The following is an 18,357-nucleotide window of genomic DNA, read 5'->3' as shown; positions in this document are numbered from 1 at the left end:
TTTAATGTTATACTATTACATTGATGGTGATGAAAAAAGCGGACTTCGAGCCCGCCTTTCCGAATTGCGTTACTGCCGGCCTCAGCTCTCGCGCGACAGGCAATCCTTCATGCTGTTGGCGATGCCGCGCATCAGCGTGAAGTAGAGATCAGGGCCGGCATCCAGCGTTGCCGCTTCCGGATCGAGCACGCCGGCCTTTGCCTTGGTGCCTTCAAGCACGACATCGACGAGGCGCGGCTGGAATTGTGGTTCGGCGAAGACGCAGGTCGCACCGAGGTCGCCGACCTTCTTGTGGATTTCGGAGATGCGTTCGGCACCCGGGATGGTCTCCGGGCTGACGGTGATCGAGCCGGCGACGCGGACCTTGTAGCGATGTTCGAAATACTGGTAGGCGTCGTGGAAGACGACGAAGGGCTTGTCCTTTACCGGTGACACGATGGCGGCGATTTCCGTATCCAGCGCATCGAGCTTGTCGTCCAGCGTCTTGGCATTGGCCTGGTAGGTGAGGGCATTGGCCGGATCGGCGGCAACCAGCGTCGTGGTGATCTCGGTGGCCATCGCCTTGGCATTCATCGGATCGAGCCAGAGATGGGTGTCGAAGGCGCCATGGTCGTAATTATGGTCTTCACCGGCGTGATCATGATGATCGCCTGCCTTTTCAGCGTGGTCGTGGTCATCTGCCTGATTTGCATGGTCGTGGGCATCGTGCTCATCGCCGTCGTCATGCGCTTCGAATGCGCCGCCCTCGCGGAACTTCAGCTTGGTGAGACCGGGCGCCTTGTCGAGTTCGGCAATGCTGGCATCGGTTCCGAGCGCTTCCAGCGGCTTCTCAAGGAAGGCTTCGAGCCCGGGGCCAACCCAGAACACCACGGCGGCGTTCTGCAGCGCCGAGGCGTTCGAGGGTTTCATCGTGTAGGTGTGCGGTGAGGCGGCACCATCGACGATCAGTTCCGGCTTGCCGACCCCCTGCATGATCGCGGAAACCAGCGAATGGACCGGCTTGATCGAGGTGACGACGACAGGGGCGTCGGCGCTTCTGGCGGTGCCGGCAAAAAGCAGGGCCGGGATTGCGAGGCCAAGGCCCATCGCGAGTTTCATCTGTATGCTCCGCTTGAATTGCGTCTGTTATGTTATTACATCAATTGCGTTATGCTATAACGTGTGCGATAGCAGGGCGCAACAGCACTTTCGGAAAAATGATGCCATTACCCGCAAATTCCGAGGCGAAACCGCTTGTCTCGCTTTCCAATGTCGGTGTTCGTCGCAACGGCCGCTGGCTGGTGCGCGGAGTGGATTTTTCGGTCTCGCGCGGCGAGATCGTCACGCTGATCGGGCCGAATGGCTCCGGCAAGTCGACGACGGTGAAGACCGCGATCGGTGTGATGAAGCCCGACGAGGGCAAGGTGACGCGCTCCGCCGGCCTGAAGGTCGGCTATGTCCCGCAGAAGCTTTCGATCGACTGGACGCTGCCGTTGACGGTACGCCGGCTGATGACGCTGACCGGGCCGCTGGCCGCTGGCGATATGACGGAGGCGCTTGAGGCCGTCGGTCTCGCGCACATGCCTGATGCCGAGGTGCAGCATCTCTCCGGTGGTGAATTCCAGCGGGCGCTGATGGCTCGCGCGATTGCCCGTAAGCCTGATCTGCTGGTGCTCGACGAACCGGTGCAGGGTGTCGACTTCTCCGGCGAGATCGCCATCTACGACCTGATCAAGTCGATCCGCAACACGACGGGCTGCGGCATCCTGCTGATCTCGCACGATCTGCATGTGGTGATGGCGGCGACCGATACCGTCATCTGCCTCAACGGCCATGTCTGCTGCCGCGGCACGCCGCAGGCGGTGAGCCGGAGCGCCGAATACGTCCGGCTGTTCGGCAGTCGCGCGGCGCAATCGCTTGCCGTCTACAGTCATGACCATGATCATACCCATCTCCCTGATGGCCGCGTGATGCATTCCGATGGTTCGGTGACGGATCATTGCCACCCGGATGATGGTCATCACCATGATCATGCCGATCATGGTCACCATGCGCATGATCACAGTTCGCATGATCATTCCCACACACCGCACGATCATGCCCATCATCATAGTTCAGCGGAAGAGCACGGGCATGCGCATCCGGCGGGAGAGCGGCATGTTTGACGATTTCTTCGTCCGCGCCATCCTTGCCGGCGTTGGTCTGGCGCTGACGACGGGGCCGCTCGGCTGCTTCATCATCTGGCGGCGCATGGCCTATTTCGGCGATACCATCGCGCACTCCGCGCTGCTCGGCGTGGCGCTGTCGCTGCTGATGCAATTCAATCTGACGCTTTCGGTGTTTGCGGTTGCGGCCACGGTGTCGATCCTGTTGCTGGCGCTGCAGAAGCGGCAGGCGCTGTCGGCCGATGCGCTGCTCGGCATTCTCTCGCATGCGACGCTGGCGATCGGCCTTGTCATGGTCGCCTTCATGAGCTGGGTGCGGATCGACCTGATCGCCTTCCTGTTCGGCGATATCCTCGCGGTATCGAAGACCGACATCGCCTTCATCTGGGGCGGCGGCATCTTCGTGCTGGCGGCGATCGCCTGGCTGTGGCGGCCGCTGCTCGCCTCCACCGTCAATCCCGAACTGGCCGAGGCCGAGGGGTTGCATCCGGAGCGGGCGCGGCTGTTTTTCATGCTGCTGATGGCCGTCGTCATCGCCATTGCCATGAAGATCGTCGGCATCATGCTGATCACCTCGCTGCTGATCATCCCGGCCGCGGCCGCCCGCCGGTTTGCCTCGACGCCCGAGGTCATGGCGGTGTTCGCCTCGCTGATCGGGGCTGTCGCCGTCGTCGGCGGTTTGTTCGGCTCGCTGACCTACGACACGCCATCCGGCCCGTCGATCGTGGTCGCGGCACTGATACTCTTCATTCTCAGCCTGCTGCCGAAGCGCGGGCGGGGGCAGGCAGTCACGGAAGGACAAGGCTCATGAGCGCACCAGCATTGACCAAGAACCAGGCGCTTGTCTTCGATGTTCTCGAAAAGGCCGACGGGCCGCTCAGCGCCTACACCATTCTCGACAAGCTGCGCGACCACGGTTTTCGTGCACCGCTGCAGGTCTATCGGGCGCTGGAGAAGCTGCTCGAATATGGCGTCGTCCACCGGCTCGAAAGCATCAACTCCTTCGTCGCCTGTGCCCACCCCGGCGAGAATTGCCACAGCCACGGCATCGTCGCCTTCGCCATCTGCGAGAGCTGCAGCCAGGTGATGGAGTTCCACGACCACGAGGTCGATCACCGGCTGATGGACTGGACGCGGGGCAAGAAGTTCAAAGCCGAGAAGACGACGATCGAGATCCGCGGGCTTTGCGAGGCGTGTGCTGCCTGATCAATCCAGCCGCTTGAGATCACGGGCAAAACGCTGCCAGTTGGCGACGTAGTTTGCCGCCGACCGTTTCAGCCCTTCGATTGCCTGATCATCCAGCGTCCTGACGACGCGGGCCGGCGAGCCGACGATCAGCGAATTGTCGGGAAATTGCTTGCCTTCGGTGACTAGCGCGTTGGCGCCCACCAGGCAGTTGTTGCCGATTTTTGCGCCGTTGAGGATGGTGGCGCCCATGCCGACCAGCGAGTTGTTGCCGATGCTGCAGCCGTGGACGATGGCGTGGTGGCCGATGGTGCAGCCTTCGCCGATTATGACCGGGTGACCGGGATCGGTGTGCAGCATGGCGCCTTCCTGGATGTTCGACGCCTTGCCGACGGTGATCGCTTCATTGTCGCCGCGCAGCACAGATCCGAACCAGATGCCGACATCGGCGCCGAGCACGACCTTGCCGATCACATGCGCATCCGGCGCGATCCAGTAGGTGCCGGATGCAGGCAGATCGGGTGCGTGGCCACCAAGGGCGTAGATCGGCATGGTGTTCTCCCGTTTCATCCCAACCCTTGGCTACCCTCAGGCGACGTTGATCGACAGCTTGGCGACGCCATCGATGCCACAATCGATATGATCGCCGCGCTTGACAGCACCGACGCCGGCCGGTGTGCCGGTCATGATCACATCGCCGGGCGCGAGGATGAACAGCTTCGATAGTTCGGCGATGATTTCAGGCACCTTCCAGATCATCTGGTTGAGATCGCCATCCTGGACGCGCTTGCCGTTGAGCTCCAGCCAGATGCCGCCCGATGTGGGGTGGCCAAGCTTGTCCGCCGGTACGATCGAGGAGACCGGGGCGGAATATTCGAACGCCTTTGCCAGTTCCCACGGGCGGCCGAGCTTCTTGGCGTCGGCCTGCAGGTCGCGGCGAGTGAAATCGATGCCGACGGCATAACCGTAGACGCAGTCCAGCGCATTTTCGAGCGCGATGTCCTGGCCGCCCGATTTCAGCGCCAGCACGCATTCGACTTCGAAATGCACGTCGTTCGAAAGCGGCGGGTAGGGGAAGTCCTTGCCGTCGGCCAGAAGGTTATCAGCGTTCTTCTGGAAGAAGAACGGCGCCTCGCGGCTCGGGTCATGCCCCATCTCGATGGCGTGGTCGGCATAGTTGCGGCCGACGCAATAGACGCGGCGCACGGGAAACCGATCGGCCGTGCCTTCGACAGGCAGGAGGACAGGTGTGGGAAGGGGGATGACGGTGGCAGTGGTTAGGGCGGACATATATGATGCTCTTGCTGTTTCCGTGAGTCCGGCCATCTTAGCCGCAAACGGCGAGGCGGGGAAAGCGCCGTTCGGTGCTGGCGCGGTGTTTCCGCCCTCTGCTTCGGGCACCAATCCGGCATTGCTGCCCTGCGCCTTCGAAACTGGCGTTTTTCCGCGCATTGCGCTATGAGCGCCGACATGACCAGATCTCACTTATACACCGAGGCGCTGAAAACCGGCCGACCCGTGTTCGCGGTCGCGCCGATGATCGACTGGACCGATCGCCATTGTCGGTACTTCCACCGGCAGATCAGCCAGCATGCGCTGCTCTACACCGAAATGGTGGTGGCCGATGCGATTATCCATGGGCCGCGCGAGCGGTTGCTGTCGTTCGATACCGCCGAGCATCCGGTGGCGCTGCAGCTTGGCGGCTCGGACCCGGACAAACTGGTGAAGGCGGTGGAGATCGCCGCGCCCTATGGCTACGACGAGATCAACCTCAATGTCGGCTGCCCCTCCGACAGGGTGCAGTCGGGAACGTTTGGTGTCTGCCTGATGCTGACGCCGGAGACGGTGGCGGCGTGTGTTGCGGCGATGAAGGCGGTGACCTCCCTGCCTGTTACCGTCAAGTGCCGGATCGGGGTGGACGAGCAGGAGCCTGAGCTGGCCTTGCCCGAGTTGCTCGACCGGGTGCTCGATGCCGGGGCCGATGCGATCTGGATTCATGCGCGCAAGGCCTGGCTGAAGGGACTGTCGCCGAAGGAGAACCGCGAGATCCCGCCGCTCGACTACGAGATCGTCTACCGGATGAAGCAGGCGCGGCCCGACGTGTTCATCGGCATCAATGGCGGCATCCAGACGCTGGACCAGGCGGCGGAACATCTGCGCCACGTCGACGGTGTCATGCTCGGGCGTGCCGCTTACCAGAATGCCGGCGTGCTCGCCGATGTCGATCACCGGTTCTTCGGTGAGGCGCAGAGCGAGGCGGATTGGGACGGGTTGCGCGATCGGATGATGGACTATGCCGCGCGCCACATCGCGGCCGGCGGGCGGCTGCAGCAGGTGGCGCGGCATATGGTCGGGCTGTTCACCGGACTGCCGGGCGCGCGGCGCTACCGGCAGGTGCTGTCGACCGATGCGGTGAAGCCGGGCGCCGGGCCGGAGGTGATTGCGGCGGCGTTTGCGGTGGTGGATTTTTCCGCGGGAGATATTACTACGGTGCAGGAGGCGGTCGGGGCCTGAGGGGCTTTCCGCAAGCTCCACCACGCCACAAACAAAAAACGGCGCCCGTCTAGAGCGCCGTTCGCATCTCTGCCGAGGGCAGAAACTGAATTAGTTGGCCGAGATGTTGACGGCCTTCGGGCCCTTGCCCATGCGATCCGGCTCGGTGTCGAAGGTTACCTGCTGGCCTTCGCGGAGCGACTGGATGCCGGATGCCTGGAGGGCGGAGATGTGGACGAACACGTCCTTCGCGCCGCCGTCAGGCGTGATGAAACCAAAACCCTTGTCCTGGTTGAAGAATTTTACGATGCCTTTGGTGGCCATTGGGATAGGTCCTTTTCCCTGTCGTCTGTCTGATATCCACCCCCCCAAAAGGAAATGAACGGCTTTCACCGTCGCGCCCCCTCATCTTAACTCAGCGCGCGAAAGGTCAGTCGAGTAGTTCACGAACGGGGAAAGAACGTCTACGCACGTGAGGTCCCCCCACGACACCTTCCGACCGGAAGGCTTAGCCACATCAGTCCAGTCACCGGCATGCAAATGCCCGAGTACAAGATTGGTGCCAGTAAACGGAGCGAAATGCAAGCGCGATTATTGCTGCATTCGCGGCCACAACCGCGGAATAGCCAAGGATTCAAGCACTTGACGAATGGTAGCTGCCGCCGCCTGCAACCGTGCCAGATCGGGATTGCGTGCCGCAAAAGAACGGCTCGATAGCCAACCAGCGAGGCAGCGACCCAGCCCCTTTGGCCAGCCCCTCAACCGGCCCCTCAGCCGGCCTGGCGGGCGGCGGCGGCCGTGGCTCCGCCGGAGAGCTTGTGCTGCACCATGTCGGCGCTACCGCGGACATAGGAGACGACCGGCTTGCCGGAGGCATCGGTGACGGCATAGGCGATGACGGTGACGTCTTCCTCGAAGGTCGAGACGTAGAGCACCTGCGCCGGGTTGATGTAGATGGTGTGATTGTGGGTGTTCCTGAAGCCGACCAGTGCCATGTGTTTCCTCTTCCGCGTCGTCGATTGAGATATGCCATGCAGGCGTTGCCGCAAGTTTAACGCGGGCGGGGCGGCTGCAGTCAACCCGATGACAATCGCGCCATCCTCTTGAAGTTGTTAAATTCTTCCTCCAGAAGTAGCTGTGGATAGACGCAATTCCGTATTGATTGTATCGATTATAAATGCAGCAATAACGAGAAATTTGAAGGGGATTTTGAGGATGGCTAAGGGGCAGCGGCGCGTCGCAACCGGATTACCACTTACTATGGACCAGACTAACGTTTTCAACGAGGCCAAGGCTGGCGGCTCTAAAGCAATTTGCTTTTTCAATAACAAAGGAGGTGTCGGGAAGACAACTCTCGTCGCCAATCTCGGCGCTCAACTTGCCTTGGATTTTGGAGCTAAAGTACTCTTAGTGGACTGCGATCCACAATGTAATCTAACTCAATACGCTTTGGGAGAAGAAAAGTCTCTTGAGATATATTCGAGTGCTGACCCAGCATCTGTTTATAGCATTATCCGACCCCTTGCGCTTGGAAAAGGTTATAGTTCTGAGATACCGGTCGTTAAGCCTGAAAAATTCGGATTTGATTTAGTTATCGGAGATCCTCGGCTTGCTTTGCAAGAGGACTTGCTCGCTCAAGATTGGCGGGATGCTAAGGCCGGCGGCATGAGAGGTTTGCAAACGACATTTGTATTTTTGGACCTTTTGAGCAAAGCAAACAAGCTAAAGTATGATTTTGTACTTTTTGATATGGGGCCGTCGCTGGGTGCCATAAACCGGTCAATACTATTGGCTGTAGATTTTTTTGTGGTGCCAATGGCAATCGATATATTCTCGATCTGGGCAATACGTAACATTGGTCAAACTGTGGCTGTGTGGCAGCGAGAGCTCAAGTCGGGACTAGGTATTGCAGAAGACCCAAGTGAATTGCCCGATGTGGAGCGTCGGGAGAAGTTGAAATTTTTGGGTTATGTTACGCAACAGCACAAAGAGCGTGGAGCAGCTGCGAGCAAAAGCGGATTCGTTGAAAATGGCGATGTTGGTGGATCAGTTAAGAAGATCGTCCTAGCGTATCAAGAAATAAACAAGAACATCCCTGCAGAGATAAAGAAGAGTTTAGCTTCTTTTTATGATGACGGTCGAATTGATCCACATCTCGGCGAAATTCGACATCTGGGTAGCCTGGCTCCAATGTCGCAAAGTCAAAATACGCCGCTGTTCAACGTAGCTGCTGGTGGAAGCTATATTCAGCTACGCAAGCAAGCGAGAGAGCTCTATCGGGATATCGCCACGAATTTTCTTCGAAACCTTGTTGCAGCATAGAGCATGTTCAATATTGATCTCGTTGATGATCTTGCTAGGCAGAAGGTCGTGCTTTTTTTGGGTGCGGGCGTCTCGTCAAGTGCGTTGACGCGCGCAGGCCAGCGGATGAAGGGATGGCACACTTTTCTGAGAGATGCATGTGATGGTATAGAATCTGCTGTCGCCGTAGATATTAACAAGATGATCGATGAGCGTGACTATCTTCTTGCTTGTGAGATGCTGCAAGGAATACATGCTGATAATTGGCCGCGCTTGATTATGGCGGAGTACGGTCAAGCAGCTGAACCTTCTCAGCTGCATAAGGCGTTAATATCGCTCGATCAGAGAATTGTTCTCACCACAAATTTCGATAAGCTTTTGGAGGCTGCGTGGGAGAATAAGTTCGGCACGTCAACTCACTATCCTATTGTTTTGACAGGAATTCCAGACAGGGCTTTCTCAGCTTTGAAGGATTACTCTCGACGATATATAATAAAAATACATGGCAGCACCGATGATGCGGATAATGTCGTTTTTTCGCGTTCGCAGTACATAAAATCTGCCTTTGCAAACCCCATATATACAGATTTTATCGACAGTCTTCTCCTTAACTATACATTTTTGTTCGTGGGCTTTTCGATGGATGATCCCGCAATAATATCATTGATGGAAGAGTATTCTTTTAAGTACGGTAAGTCGCGGTCGCATTACATTTTTGTCCCAGAAGGCAAGTCTGAGAAAGTAATGGAGATCAACAAGCGACTCAGGAAACTCGTGTCAATCACTTATTATTCAGGAGGTGATCACGCGAAATTACCTGCCTTGATAACAGAGCTTTCGACGCAAATGGCTAAGAGACGCAATGAGATTTACGCAAGCATGAAAGTAGAAAATTCACTTTAGCGGATTATGTTTTATTCTTGCCGATTTAATATTAACGTATTACCGCCCCGGCCGCCCGGTCTTGCCCTTGGTGCGCTTCTGCCGCTTCACGTCACCGGCATCCTCGTAGCTTCCGACGCCCGCCTTGCCGCGGACCAGCGGGCGCGGGTCGTCGCGGCCTTCGCCGATGTCAGGCTGGCCGCCGAGCCGTGGCGAGAAGCGTCTGGTGCCCTTGGGCCTACATCCTGTCCGGCCATCGTTGCGCCGCATGGAAAACGGCGATGATCTCGACGTGTCTGGCGTTGAGCCGATAAGCCACAATGTACGGAATATCCGCCAGCGCCAGTTCCCGCGTGCCCTTGATACGGCCGGGACGTCCCATGTCAGGCTGATCACACAGGAGATCAATGGCCGCCGCAAGTCGAACAAGTACGCCCCGAGCAGCCGTCGGATTGTCCCGGCCGATCCATTCCCCGATGTGCCGCAGACTGCGGAGCGCCCGCCTTGTATAGCGGATCGGCGGCATCAAGCGCCGCGTGTCGTCACGCCATAGCTGGCGAAAACCGCATTCACCTCGTCGGCAGGTGCAAATTCTCCCCGATCGGCTTCGGCAAGACCGGCCTCTATTTCGGCCATTTGCCATTCCTCACGGGCAAGGAAATCCTCAATGGCATCGGCCGCGACGTCGTCGGCCGGCTTTGACAGCCTGTCGGCCAAGCGAGCAAGCCGAGCGACGGTTTCGTCAGGAAGATGGACGGTAATCGCGTTCATAGAGAACCTCCGGTTCAGGCGATTATGGAAGTTTCGCCGTTGGCGTCAAGTTGGCGTTTGCCCCGCCTACCGCCCCGGCCGCCCGGTCTTGCCCTTGGTGCGCTTCTGCCGCTTCACGTCACCGGCATCCTCGTAGCTGCCGACGCCTGCCTTGCCGCGAACCAGCGGGCGCGGGTCGTCTGCCTGCCCCGTCCTTAAGCTCCTCCTTGCGTCGTCGCTGACGGGGACCCCTTCGCCGATCTCCGGCTGGCCGTCGAGCAGCGGCGAGAAGCGCTTGCTGCTCTTGGCTGCATCCGGCTTGTCGGGCAGGGCGCCGGTCAGCGGTTTTTCGGTGCGGCCGACGGTCATTTCGTCGAGGTCGTTGCGGCGGAACAGCGGCGCCCGTGACGGAATGGCGGTGTCTGTGCCGGGGCCCATGTTGTCGAGGTCGGGTTTGGCGAAGAGGGAGGTGGGCTCCGAAGTCGTGGTTTTCCCCTCCCCAACCCTCCCCACAGGGGGGAGGGAGTCTTTGGCGGTTGCCGCCGGCTTGAGGGATTCCTTTGTCGCCTTGGCGTTGCGCTTGATGCCTTCCATCGCCTTGGATTCCTCGCGGGCCATCGGGTCGTCCATGATGGCGAGTTCGGTGGCCTTGAGGCGTTTGATTTCGTCGCGCAGGCGGGCGGCTTTTTCGAAGTCCAGATCCGCCGCAGCATCGCGCATGGATTTCTCCAGCGCGTTGAGATGGGTCTGCAGGTTGCCGCCGACGAGATTGCCGCCGTCCGCGAAGCCCTTGCCCGAGGCGCCGGAGATGTCGGCGCGGACGTGGTCGCGCTCGTAGACGCTGTCGAGGATGTCAGAGATCTTCGCCTTGACCGATTCCGGGGTGATACCGTGCTCGGTGTTGTAGGCCACCTGCCGCTCGCGGCGGCGGGTGGTTTCCTCCATCGCCCTCTTCATCGAGCCGGTGATGTTGTCGGCATAGAGGATGACCTTGCCGTCGACGTTTCTGGCCGCACGCCCGATGGTCTGAACAAGGGACGTTTCCGAGCGCAAGAAACCTTCCTTGTCGGCGTCGAGGATGGCGACGAAGCCGCATTCGGGAATGTCGAGGCCTTCGCGCAAAAGGTTGATGCCGACGAGGACGTCGAAGGCGCCGAGGCGTAGATCGCGGATGATCTCGATGCGCTCCAGCGTGTCGATGTCCGAGTGCATGTAGCGGACGCGCACACCCTGCTCGTGCAGATATTCGGTCAGGTCCTCGGCCATGCGCTTGGTCAGCACGGTGACGAGGGTGCGGTAGCCCTTGGCGGCGGTCTCGCGGATTTCGCCGAGCACGTCGTCGACCTGGCTGCGGGCCGAGCGGACTTCGACCGGCGGGTCGATCAGGCCGGTCGGGCGGATCACCTGTTCGGCGAAGACGCCGCCGGACTGATCCATTTCCCAGCCGCCCGGGGTGGCGGAGACGGCGACGGTATCCGGGCGCATCGCGTCCCATTCCTCGAAGCGCAGCGGCCGGTTGTCCATGCAGGACGGCAGGCGGAAGCCGTATTCGGCCAGCGTCGCCTTGCGCCTGAAGTCGCCCCGGTACATGCCGCCGATCTGCGGCACGGTGACGTGGCTTTCGTCGATGAACAAAAGGGCGTTGTCGGGGATGTATTCGAACAAAGTCGGCGGCGGCTCGCCGGGGGTGCGGCCGGTGAGGTAGCGCGAATAGTTCTCGATGCCGGCGCAGGAGCCTGTGGCCTCGAGCATCTCGATATCGTAGCGGGTGCGCTGCTCCAGCCGCTGGGCTTCCAGCAGGCGGCCGGCCTTTTCGAGCTCGGTGAGGCGCAGGCGCAGCTCTTCCTTGATCGACTTGATGGCGCCGTTCAGCGTCGGGCGCGGGGTGACATAGTGGCTGTTGGCGTAGATTTTTACCGATTTCAGGTCGCCGGTCTTCTGGCCAGTCAGCGGGTCGAACTCGGTGATGCTGTCGATCTCGTCGCCGAACATGCTGATGCGCCAGGCGGCGTCTTCCAAGTGGGCCGGGAACAGCTCGATGGTATCGCCGCGGACGCGAAAAGAGCCGCGGACGAAATTGATGTCCTGGCGCTTGTATTGCTGGGCGACCAGATCGGCGAGCAGCTGGCGCTGGTCCAGCCGGTCGCCGACGGTCATCTGGAAGGTCATCGCCGTGTAGGTCTCGACCGAGCCGATACCGTAGATGCAGGAGACCGAGGCGACGATGATGCAGTCGTCGCGCTCCAGCAGCGAGCGGGTGGCCGAGTGGCGCATCCGGTCGATCTGCTCGTTGATCGAACTCTCCTTCTCGATGAAGGTATCGGAGCGCGGCACATAGGCTTCCGGCTGGTAGTAATCGTAGTAGGAGACGAAATACTCGACCGCATTGTCGGGGAAGAAGTTCTTGAACTCGGAATAGAGCTGGGCGGCCAGCGTCTTGTTCGGCGCCAGGATGACGGCCGGGCGCTGCGTCGCCTCGATCACCTTGGCCATGGTGAACGTCTTGCCGGAGCCGGTGACGCCGAGCAGCACCTGGCTGCGGTCGCCATTCTCCAGCCCCTCGACGAGGTCCTTGATGGCGGCGGGCTGGTCACCGGCCGGTGAATAGTCGGAGACCATGCGGATCTCGATGCCGCCTTCGGATTTCGGCGGCCGCGCCGGACGGTGCGGCGTCCACATCTTGCCGTCCTTGAACAGCGGATTGCCGCTCTCGATCAGCGCCGACAGCGCCTCGACCGTGGCTGTGACCGCGGTGCCCGCCTTCAGCTCGGCGGCTTCCTCCAGCGTGGTGTCCATGCCCGAGACCGGGTTGAGGCCGGCGGCGGCGCGGGTCTTCGGGTCGGTGGAGCCGCCCATCGAGGTGCCGCGCGCGGATTTGGAGGCGGCGATCTCCACCTTCTTGCGGTGCTTGCCGGCTTTCGAGGCGATCTGCCGCTGGGTCTCAACGCCGGATGCTTCCGCATCGGCCTCCAGCTGCTTCACCCAGTCGGAGACGCTGCCCTCCAGCGGCGCGCCTTCGAATGCAGATTGGGGAGCTTCCTCGAAACCATGGGGGACGGGGGACTTTTTCGGAGATTTGGCCATCGCCGGAATATGGAGAGAGTCAGCGCGAAATGGAAGAGGGTAAGAGTACAAAAGGGAAACGGATTTGTTTGGCGGTCGGCAGGGCGCGTCTCCACCCCCTCCCTCATCTTCGCCCTCGTGGCGGAGATCCAGCGCGGTCACGTCCGTGACCGCAGAAGACTCCTTTCGCCGCGCTCATCGGCTGGATTCCCGCCACATAGGCGAGTGTGGGGTGGGGATGGGAGCGCGGGTGCCAGATTTAAGTGCGGACCTTTGCGGCTTTGGCAGGCGCGATGACGTCGCGGCCTGCGATGAACAGCGCCAGTGCGAAGATGGCGACGCCGCCGTGCACCCAGTAGGCGAGGCTGTAGCCGCCCATTCCGGTCAGCCAGCCGGCCACGACGTTGCTCAGCGATGCGCCAATGCCCTGGACGGTCATGACGGCGCCGAGGCCGAGGTTGAAGCGGCCGGTGCCTGCGAGAATGCGCTCGGCGGCGACAGGCGTGGCGATGCCGATCAGGCCGGCGCCGACGCCATCGAGGAACTGCACCGGATAGATCGAGGCGAAGCTCGGGAAGCTGCCGGCGATGGCGCCGCGGATGGGCAGGGCGCAAAGCGCGATGATGAACACCGACGAGAGCCCGAAGCGGCGAATGAGATACGGCGCTGCCAGCGCCATGGCGATCATCGACAGTTGCGAAACGCCGGTGACGATGGCGGTCGTGCGGAACGGTGTGCCGAGCTGGATCGAGAAGCTCTGGGCGATTAGGCGGCTCATCGGGGCATTGCCGAAATGGAAGATCAGCAAGGTCACGGCCAGCAGCATCAGGCCGCGCGAGCCTGTGATCATCGCGTAAGTCGAAGGGCCCTGTGCGCCATCGTCTGCCTCGCGGGTGAGGCCGCGGGCAACGTCGTTGTCGATGCGATCGGGGTCGATCGCCAGAATGGCGATGACGGTGGCAATCGCCGTCAGCAGCATCAGGCCGATGACGCCGTTCAAACCATAAAGCGAGGTGGCGAGGTAGACGCAGGCAAGCGAGAAGACGTTGCCGGCATGGTTCCAGAATTCGTTGCGGGCAACCTGGTCGGGGAAGGCCTTTTCGCCGACCAGACCGAGCGTGAGCCCCATCAGCGCCGGGCCGACCACCGCGCCGACGATTGCCGTCATCGACTGTCCGCCGAACACCGACGCATTGCCGGGGCTCGCCAGCGTCCACAGCGCTGCTGCCGTGACCAGAATGACAGGCAGGATGATCAGCAGGCGCTTGTGCGGAGACGCATCGACCAGGGCGCCGAACAGCGGCGTGGCGATCAGGCCGAGAACGCCGCCGAGCGTGGCGACGATGCCCAATGTCATCGGGCTCCAGCCATTGGTGGCAAGGAAACCGTCGAGGAACGGACCAAGCCCATCACGGGCGTCGGCGAGGAAGAAATTGACGAAGGCGAGCGCTACCAGCGAGCGACCCGAGAGACCATCTTTTGCACTTGCGCTCACGCCATATCCTCGCTGCCGGGCCATCGATCTGGAACCGCCCGCCGCAAGCGTGTTTCGCCATGGCTGTTGGTGCAGCCTCAAACGGTCCATTGCGGGAAAGGTTCCGCCGATGAGTGCCTGATAGGCAGGGGATTGAGATAAATCCGGCAATAGCAGGGGGGCGCCTTGAAACCTGTCAATTCGGCGGTACCTGCTACGGCCATCGGCGCGTTCCGAAAACACGGGCCCTCTTGCCTCCGTACAGCTGCCAGCGTCGCGTTGCCCATCTGCCGCGGGTGCAGGGCCGCCAGCCGCCCGGTGTGGATGCTATGGCAACAGAATTTTGCGCGGCGACATCGGCTAAGCCCTTGAATTACAAATTGTCCATGTCGCGATCTTGCCACAATTTCCGACGTTTTTGCCAACAGCCTGTCACCACCAAGGGATATGGAGGTGACAGGTGATGAGTCTTTCCTTTCCAACCATGGCGGCCATCCGCTTCGGTTACGGGTTCAGGCCGGGGGAGGTCGTGCCGCAGACCCGCAACGATCTGCTCGAACAGGTGAAGGCGGGTGCAGAGGCATCGGCGGCGTTTCCTCTCGGCGGCATCGAGCAGCGGCACGGACAGATTGCCGAGCTGCAGGCCGGCCTGCGCGATCTCCGGCAGAGCGGTAACGACGACCAGACGCGGCGCGAGCAGCGCAAGCTGCTGCAGAAGCAGGCGCAACGCACCTTCCAGCTGGATGCGAACGCACGACTGATGCAGGCGGTGGTCTCGCCGAACGGATTCTACGAGCGGCTCTCGACCTTCTGGACCAATCATTTCTCCACCAGTGCCAACAAGAGCCTGCCGATGCGGCTGCTGGTGCCGCTCTATGAGGCGGAGGCGATCAGACCGCATATAGGCGGTCGGTTTGCCGACCTTTTGAGGAGCGCCACCGAGCATCCGGCGATGCTGATCTATCTCGACCAGGCGGAATCGCTCGGCCCGGACTCGAAGGGCGGCATGCGGCAGAAGAAGGGGCTGAACGAAAACCTCGGGCGCGAGCTGCTGGAGTTGCACACGCTCGGCGCCGGCAGCGGCTATACACAGGCGGATGTGCGGGCGGCCGCCATGGTGCTGACAGGGCTGACGATCGACCGGCAGGAGATGGACATGATGTTCCGTCCCAATATTGCCGAGCCCGGCAGCCACGAGGTTCTGGGCATTAGCTATGGCGGCGCCAAGCGGCGGCCGGGCGACTATCTCTCGATGCTCGACGATCTCGCCGCCAATCCGAGGACGGCGCAGCACATCTGTCGCAAGCTCGCGGTGCATTTCATTGCCGACCAGCCGGACGAGGGGCTGGTCACCGCGATGGCCGCGAGCTGGAAGACGAGCGATGGCGATCTCACGGCTGTCTATCGGACGATGCTCGACCACCCTGCGGCCTGGGCCAACGAGGGCGCCAAGGCGCGGCAGCCGTTCGACTTCGTGGTCACAGGGCTGCGGGCGCTGAATGCCGGTGGCGGGAATGGCAATGTTGCGAGCTTCCTGCAGGCGAACCAGGAGGATGACGACGCCGACGCCATGGGCGGGCCGGGCCGTGCTGCTGCATCCGCCAAGGCGGCTGCGCCTGATAACGCCATGAGCGGAAATGCGATGAGCGGCAATTCGATGGGCGGTAGCGCCGGTGGTGCCGATGGCCCGTCGATGAATGCCGCTGACAATGAGGCAAAGGTAAAGCGTCGCAAGGCGATGCAGACGGCGCGGGCGCTCGGGCAGGGTGCGTTGCGACGGATGGGGCAGCCGACATGGCTGCCGCCAAGCCCTGCCGGGTTCGAGGAGAGCTTTTCGGCCTGGATCACCGCCAGCCAGCTGGCCGAGCGTCTGGGCTGGGCGCGGCGGGCGACGGCGCAGTTCGGGCAGGGGCTCGATCCCCGCGAATTTCTGAAGGCAACGCTTGGCGATGCGGCGCGCGACGACACGATCCGCATCGTCAGCCAGGCGCCGAACAAGACCACCGGCCTGATGCTTGCCCTGGCATCGCCGGAATTCAACCGCCGATAGGAGTATGGCCATGAATGATTTCACGCTGTCCCGCCGTGGCTTTCTGGCTACCGCCTGCTGTCTCGCCGCAGCCCCTGTTTTCACCCCCGTTACGTTTGCGGCCATGCCCGGCGACAAGCGCTTCGTCACCATCGTGCTTCGCGGCGCCATGGATGGGTTGGCGCTGGTGCAGCCCTATGGCGATGCAGGCTTCGCCGCGTTCCGACCGACGCTGGCGCTGACGCCAGATACCGGGCTGCTCGATCTCGACGGGTATTTCGGCCTGCATCCGGCGGCAGCCGATCTGCTGCCTTTGTGGAAGAGCCGGGAACTCTCCTTCGTGCATGCGGTCTCGACGCCGTATCGCGACCAGCGCAGCCATTTCGACGGGCAGGACATGCTGGAATCCGGTGGCGAGCATGTGCAGGAGGAGAAGACCGGCTGGCTCAACCGGGCGCTGGCGGTGATCCCGCGCTCGGATGCGCGCAAGGCGATCGACGTCAACACATCGACCGAGCTGATCCTGACCGGGCCGAACAATGTCGATGTCTGGGCGTCGGATTCCAACCTTGGCCCGGCGCGAGACGAGACGCAGTTCCTGACGCGGCTCTATGCCGGCGATCCGGCATTCGCCAAGGCGATGGAGGAGGCGACGCGGGCGAACAGCGCCTCTATGGTGGCCGAACCCGGCGGGCCGCGCGGCCAGAAGGTTGCGGATGTGGCAGCCCTTGCCGGCAACATGCTGAAGGGCGACTACCGGATCGCCAGCTTCTCGATTACCGGCTGGGATACGCATGTCGGCCAGGTCGGCCAGTTCAAGCGGCCGGTGCAGGACCTGGCCGAGGCGATCACCACGCTGAAGGCGACGCTCGGGCCGGAGATATGGTCGAAGACGGTGGTGCTTGCGATGACCGAGTTCGGCCGCACCGTGCGCGAAAACGGTTCGGGCGGGACCGACCACGGCACCGGCGGCTGCGCGGTGCTAGCCGGTGGCGGGTTCAATGGCGGGCGGATGCTGGGGCGCTGGCCGGGTCTGGGCGATCAGCAGCTGCTCGACCAGCGCGACCTGACGCCGACCGCCGATGTGCGCGAGCTTGCGGCGGCGATGCTCTACCGACAGTTCGATGTCAGCGCCGATGATCTGACCACGAAGATCTTTCCGGGCGTCACCTTCGACAAGGGCTCGCAGTTTTTGCGGGCCTGATGCTTTCGCTTTGTCTGACGCGCCGGCTCAGCGCTCGACGAAAGATCGTAGCCGGTCGATCGCGTCGTCCCATTGGCGCGAGACGCTGTCGAGATAGGCACGCATCGTGTCGATCCGGTCGGGGCGGAAGCGGTAGTGGCTTTCGCGGCCGACCCTGGTGCTTTCGACCAGACCAGCCTGCTGCAGCACGTTCAGGTGCTTGGTGATTGCCTGGCGGGTCAGTTCGCTATTTCCCGACAGGCCGGTGATCGAGCGTTGGTGGCCGTCGCTGAGTGTCGCCAGCAGCGACAAACGGGTCGGATCGCCGAGGGCGGCGAACAGGGCGGCGGCGTTGTGCGTGGCGGCGATATCAGCGTTCAACATGGGCCTTGATGTTTCTCACCTGCTCGGCCCAGCCGCCGTCGTTCATGCGCAAGGCTTCGGCGCGGCGGTATTCGGGGACCTTGTCGAAGCCGGATTCGATGATGGTCAGGCGGGTGCCTGTCGCTGTCGGCGCGAGGCGAAACTCGACCAGTGTCGGGGTCTCGTCGGAGTAGTCGATATCGGGATCGACGGCATAGGGCTTCCAGGTGAAGGAGAACAGGGTGGGCTCGTGCATCGTCTTGACGGTCGCCTGCCAGAGGACGTGCTCGTAGCCGGGGTAGGTTATGTGGCCTGATGAGACCGCGCCGGTAACGAAGGGAGCGTCGAGCTTGACGCGGAACCATTCGCCGAACTCGCGGTGGTCGGTGATGGCCTTCCAGACACGGGCGACAGGGGCATTCAGGTCAACGGTCTTTTCGATGCGATCGGACATATCGGCAACCTCCTGGTTGCCTTTTTGTCGCATGAA

General features: G+C 61.6%; 20 protein-coding genes. 8 read left to right on the top strand and 12 right to left on the bottom strand.

Features of this window, described 5'->3' with window-relative positions; genetic code table 11:
- Positions 1–81: 81 nt before the first annotated feature.
- Positions 82–1,098: a zinc ABC transporter substrate-binding protein gene (locus GVL52_RS20640; protein WP_160010603.1), complete on the bottom strand. Its 1,017-nt coding sequence runs from the start codon at positions 1,096–1,098 to the stop codon at positions 82–84.
- Between the two features lie 101 nt (positions 1,099–1,199).
- Between GVL52_RS20640 and GVL52_RS20635 the strand changes: the two genes are divergently transcribed.
- Genes GVL52_RS20635 through GVL52_RS20625 form a run of 3 tightly spaced genes read left to right on the top strand, consistent with a single transcriptional unit; the run spans position 1,200 to position 3,350 of the window.
- A complete protein-coding gene (locus tag GVL52_RS20635; RefSeq protein WP_200847867.1) occupies positions 1,200–2,144 on the top strand; it encodes a metal ABC transporter ATP-binding protein in 945 nt (314 codons plus the stop codon).
- On the top strand, positions 2,137–2,955 hold the full coding sequence (gene znuB / locus GVL52_RS20630; RefSeq protein WP_160010599.1) for a zinc ABC transporter permease subunit ZnuB: 819 nt from the start codon (positions 2,137–2,139) through the stop codon (positions 2,953–2,955). The genes GVL52_RS20635 and znuB overlap by 8 nt, the downstream gene beginning before the upstream one ends.
- Positions 2,952–3,350 carry a Fur family transcriptional regulator gene (locus GVL52_RS20625; protein ID WP_160010597.1) on the top strand — a complete coding sequence of 133 codons (399 nt, stop codon included), beginning with the start codon at positions 2,952–2,954 and terminating at the stop codon, positions 3,348–3,350. The genes znuB and GVL52_RS20625 overlap by 4 nt, the downstream gene beginning before the upstream one ends.
- Here the strand turns inward: GVL52_RS20625 and GVL52_RS20620 are convergent, their stop codons facing one another.
- Both GVL52_RS20620 and GVL52_RS20615 read right to left on the bottom strand, forming a co-directional pair.
- Entirely contained in the window at positions 3,351–3,881 is a 531-nt protein-coding gene (locus GVL52_RS20620; RefSeq protein ID WP_160010595.1) for a gamma carbonic anhydrase family protein, read from the bottom strand.
- A 36-nt stretch (positions 3,882–3,917) separates the two neighbouring features.
- Complete coding sequence (locus GVL52_RS20615; protein ID WP_160010593.1) at positions 3,918–4,619, bottom strand: fumarylacetoacetate hydrolase family protein; 702 nt, start codon at positions 4,617–4,619, stop codon at positions 3,918–3,920.
- A 180-nt stretch (positions 4,620–4,799) separates the two neighbouring features.
- On the opposite strand from GVL52_RS20615, the gene dusA reads away from it, so the two are divergent.
- The gene (gene dusA, locus GVL52_RS20610) at positions 4,800–5,843 is read left to right on the top strand and encodes a tRNA dihydrouridine(20/20a) synthase DusA (protein ID WP_160010727.1); all 1,044 of its coding nucleotides are present in this window, start codon (positions 4,800–4,802) and stop codon (positions 5,841–5,843) included.
- 90 nt (positions 5,844–5,933) lie between these two features.
- Here the strand turns inward: dusA and GVL52_RS20605 are convergent, their stop codons facing one another.
- The gene (locus tag GVL52_RS20605; protein ID WP_027511931.1) at positions 5,934–6,146 is read right to left on the bottom strand and encodes a cold-shock protein; all 213 of its coding nucleotides are present in this window, start codon (positions 6,144–6,146) and stop codon (positions 5,934–5,936) included.
- A 446-nt stretch (positions 6,147–6,592) separates the two neighbouring features.
- Positions 6,593–6,817, bottom strand: coding sequence for a hypothetical protein (locus GVL52_RS20600; protein ID WP_160010591.1), 225 nt, complete (start codon positions 6,815–6,817; stop codon positions 6,593–6,595).
- Positions 6,818–7,037: 220 nt separating this feature from the next.
- On the opposite strand from GVL52_RS20600, the gene GVL52_RS20595 reads away from it, so the two are divergent.
- Complete coding sequence (locus tag GVL52_RS20595; protein ID WP_280179112.1) at positions 7,038–8,144, top strand: ParA family protein; 1,107 nt, start codon at positions 7,038–7,040, stop codon at positions 8,142–8,144.
- Positions 8,145–8,147: 3 nt separating this feature from the next.
- Positions 8,148–9,026 (top strand): SIR2 family protein, encoded by an 879-nt coding sequence (locus tag GVL52_RS20590; protein WP_160010590.1) that lies wholly within the window; start codon positions 8,148–8,150, stop codon positions 9,024–9,026.
- Between the two features lie 39 nt (positions 9,027–9,065).
- Here the strand turns inward: GVL52_RS20590 and GVL52_RS20585 are convergent, their stop codons facing one another.
- The 5 genes from GVL52_RS20585 to GVL52_RS20565 all read right to left on the bottom strand — a co-directional run bounded on the left by GVL52_RS20585 (position 9,066) and on the right by GVL52_RS20565 (position 14,313).
- A complete protein-coding gene (locus GVL52_RS20585; RefSeq protein WP_160010589.1) occupies positions 9,066–9,275 on the bottom strand; it encodes a hypothetical protein in 210 nt (69 codons plus the stop codon).
- Positions 9,244–9,531 (bottom strand): type II toxin-antitoxin system RelE/ParE family toxin, encoded by a 288-nt coding sequence (locus GVL52_RS20580; RefSeq protein ID WP_160010588.1) that lies wholly within the window; start codon positions 9,529–9,531, stop codon positions 9,244–9,246. Before GVL52_RS20580 ends, GVL52_RS20585 begins: the two co-directional genes overlap by 32 nt.
- Complete coding sequence (locus GVL52_RS20575; protein WP_160010587.1) at positions 9,531–9,776, bottom strand: CopG family ribbon-helix-helix protein; 246 nt, start codon at positions 9,774–9,776, stop codon at positions 9,531–9,533. Before GVL52_RS20575 ends, GVL52_RS20580 begins: the two co-directional genes overlap by 1 nt.
- 66 nt (positions 9,777–9,842) lie before the next feature.
- On the bottom strand, positions 9,843–12,839 hold the full coding sequence (uvrB, locus tag GVL52_RS20570) for an excinuclease ABC subunit UvrB (protein ID WP_160010586.1): 2,997 nt from the start codon (positions 12,837–12,839) through the stop codon (positions 9,843–9,845).
- Positions 12,840–13,077: 238 nt separating this feature from the next.
- Positions 13,078–14,313 (bottom strand): MFS transporter, encoded by a 1,236-nt coding sequence (locus tag GVL52_RS20565; RefSeq protein WP_160010585.1) that lies wholly within the window; start codon positions 14,311–14,313, stop codon positions 13,078–13,080.
- Between the two features lie 442 nt (positions 14,314–14,755).
- Here GVL52_RS20565 and GVL52_RS20560 point away from each other — a divergent pair, with 442 nt between their 5' ends.
- Entirely contained in the window at positions 14,756–16,342 is a 1,587-nt protein-coding gene (locus GVL52_RS20560) for a DUF1800 family protein (protein ID WP_160010584.1), read from the top strand.
- A 10-nt stretch (positions 16,343–16,352) separates the two neighbouring features.
- On the top strand, positions 16,353–17,525 hold the full coding sequence (locus GVL52_RS20555; RefSeq protein ID WP_160010583.1) for a DUF1501 domain-containing protein: 1,173 nt from the start codon (positions 16,353–16,355) through the stop codon (positions 17,523–17,525).
- A 27-nt stretch (positions 17,526–17,552) separates the two neighbouring features.
- Here the strand turns inward: GVL52_RS20555 and GVL52_RS20550 are convergent, their stop codons facing one another.
- Both GVL52_RS20550 and GVL52_RS20545 read right to left on the bottom strand, forming a co-directional pair.
- Positions 17,553–17,888 carry a helix-turn-helix transcriptional regulator gene (locus tag GVL52_RS20550; RefSeq protein ID WP_160010581.1) on the bottom strand — a complete coding sequence of 112 codons (336 nt, stop codon included), beginning with the start codon at positions 17,886–17,888 and terminating at the stop codon, positions 17,553–17,555.
- Positions 17,875–18,321, bottom strand: coding sequence for an SRPBCC family protein (locus GVL52_RS20545; protein WP_160010579.1), 447 nt, complete (start codon positions 18,319–18,321; stop codon positions 17,875–17,877). Before GVL52_RS20545 ends, GVL52_RS20550 begins: the two co-directional genes overlap by 14 nt.
- Positions 18,322–18,357: the final 36 nt, after the last annotated feature.

Origin of the sequence: Rhizobium sp. 18055, assembly GCF_902706285.1 — a bacterium.
GTDB lineage: Bacteria > Pseudomonadota > Alphaproteobacteria > Rhizobiales > Rhizobiaceae > Rhizobium.
Note: the sequence above shows the minus strand (reverse complement) of the source record. Positions and strands in the feature narration are given on the sequence as shown.

What these genes read in the sequence shown, in the direction of transcription:
- GVL52_RS20640 (WP_160010603.1), bottom strand. Translation starts at nt 1,098, where the DNA reads ATGAAACTCGCGATGGGCCTTGGCCTCGCAATCCCGGCCCTGCTTTTT.
- GVL52_RS20635 (WP_200847867.1), top strand. Translation starts at nt 1,200, where the DNA reads ATGCCATTACCCGCAAATTCCGAGGCGAAACCGCTTGTCTCGCTTTCC.
- znuB (WP_160010599.1), top strand. Translation starts at nt 2,137, where the DNA reads ATGTTTGACGATTTCTTCGTCCGCGCCATCCTTGCCGGCGTTGGTCTG.
- GVL52_RS20625 (WP_160010597.1), top strand. Translation starts at nt 2,952, where the DNA reads ATGAGCGCACCAGCATTGACCAAGAACCAGGCGCTTGTCTTCGATGTT.
- GVL52_RS20620 (WP_160010595.1), bottom strand. Translation starts at nt 3,881, where the DNA reads ATGCCGATCTACGCCCTTGGTGGCCACGCACCCGATCTGCCTGCATCC.
- GVL52_RS20615 (WP_160010593.1), bottom strand. Translation starts at nt 4,619, where the DNA reads ATGTCCGCCCTAACCACTGCCACCGTCATCCCCCTTCCCACACCTGTC.
- dusA (WP_160010727.1), top strand. Translation starts at nt 4,800, where the DNA reads ATGACCAGATCTCACTTATACACCGAGGCGCTGAAAACCGGCCGACCC.
- GVL52_RS20605 (WP_027511931.1), bottom strand. Translation starts at nt 6,146, where the DNA reads ATGGCCACCAAAGGCATCGTAAAATTCTTCAACCAGGACAAGGGTTTT.
- GVL52_RS20600 (WP_160010591.1), bottom strand. Translation starts at nt 6,817, where the DNA reads ATGGCACTGGTCGGCTTCAGGAACACCCACAATCACACCATCTACATC.
- GVL52_RS20595 (WP_280179112.1), top strand. Translation starts at nt 7,038, where the DNA reads ATGGCTAAGGGGCAGCGGCGCGTCGCAACCGGATTACCACTTACTATG.
- GVL52_RS20590 (WP_160010590.1), top strand. Translation starts at nt 8,148, where the DNA reads ATGTTCAATATTGATCTCGTTGATGATCTTGCTAGGCAGAAGGTCGTG.
- GVL52_RS20585 (WP_160010589.1), bottom strand. Translation starts at nt 9,275, where the DNA reads ATGCGGCGCAACGATGGCCGGACAGGATGTAGGCCCAAGGGCACCAGA.
- GVL52_RS20580 (WP_160010588.1), bottom strand. Translation starts at nt 9,531, where the DNA reads ATGCCGCCGATCCGCTATACAAGGCGGGCGCTCCGCAGTCTGCGGCAC.
- GVL52_RS20575 (WP_160010587.1), bottom strand. Translation starts at nt 9,776, where the DNA reads ATGAACGCGATTACCGTCCATCTTCCTGACGAAACCGTCGCTCGGCTT.
- uvrB (WP_160010586.1), bottom strand. Translation starts at nt 12,839, where the DNA reads ATGGCCAAATCTCCGAAAAAGTCCCCCGTCCCCCATGGTTTCGAGGAA.
- GVL52_RS20560 (WP_160010584.1), top strand. Translation starts at nt 14,756, where the DNA reads ATGAGTCTTTCCTTTCCAACCATGGCGGCCATCCGCTTCGGTTACGGG.
- GVL52_RS20555 (WP_160010583.1), top strand. Translation starts at nt 16,353, where the DNA reads ATGAATGATTTCACGCTGTCCCGCCGTGGCTTTCTGGCTACCGCCTGC.
- GVL52_RS20550 (WP_160010581.1), bottom strand. Translation starts at nt 17,888, where the DNA reads ATGTTGAACGCTGATATCGCCGCCACGCACAACGCCGCCGCCCTGTTC.
- GVL52_RS20545 (WP_160010579.1), bottom strand. Translation starts at nt 18,321, where the DNA reads ATGTCCGATCGCATCGAAAAGACCGTTGACCTGAATGCCCCTGTCGCC.